The organism is Vibrio sp. Isolate25, from assembly GCF_022398025.1.
In the GTDB taxonomy this organism is placed as follows: Bacteria; Pseudomonadota; Gammaproteobacteria; order Enterobacterales; family Vibrionaceae; genus Vibrio; species Vibrio coralliilyticus_A.
On the sequence record NZ_JAKEUT010000032.1, the window covers coordinates 1 to 582 of the forward strand.

At 43.8% G+C, this 582-nt stretch carries 2 tRNA genes; both read left to right on the forward strand.

The annotated features are described in order from the left end of the window. Positions 1 to 69: 69 nt before the first annotated feature. Positions 70 to 145: transfer RNA gene (locus L1D15_RS21965), tRNA-Lys, on the forward strand. A gap of 30 nt (positions 146 to 175) precedes the next feature. Beyond that, positions 176 to 251: transfer RNA gene (locus L1D15_RS21970), tRNA-Val, on the forward strand. The last annotated feature ends 331 nt before the right edge of the window (positions 252 to 582 follow it).

The window sequence follows — 582 nt, forward strand, 5'->3', positions numbered from 1 at the left end:
GTCTAGAGGCCTAGGACACCGCCCTTTCACGGCGGTAACAGGGGTTCGACTCCCCTACGGGATACCATTGGGTCGTTAGCTCAGTTGGTAGAGCAGTTGACTTTTAATCAATTGGTCGCAGGTTCGAATCCTGCACGACCCACCATTCTTCTCCACGAAGAATCAAAACTTATGTGGGCGATTAGCTCAGTTGGGAGAGCACCTGCCTTACAAGCAGGGGGTCACTGGTTCGAGCCCGGTATCGCCCACCATTCTCTAAGTATTTTTGGATTCAGATTTCCAAACCACTTCAGTAATACGTACGTGGTTGGATTTTTGCCGCTGAAAGTCTTTAGAAAATGTAACTTCCTTGTGAAGAAACATGCTCTTTAACAATTTGGAAAGCTGACGAATAACAACAATCCCCATCTCTTTGAGATGCGTTGTTATTCATTTAAAAGTTCTCAAATCCTAATGACTTGTTCATTAGGTACCAACACACATTCAAGTGTTCTTGGAAATTTGAGTCCGGCAAAATCGAGTCTGCATCATGTTTAAATAATTGCAGACAACTTTGGTTGTTTAAACAGAAGACCCTTTGGG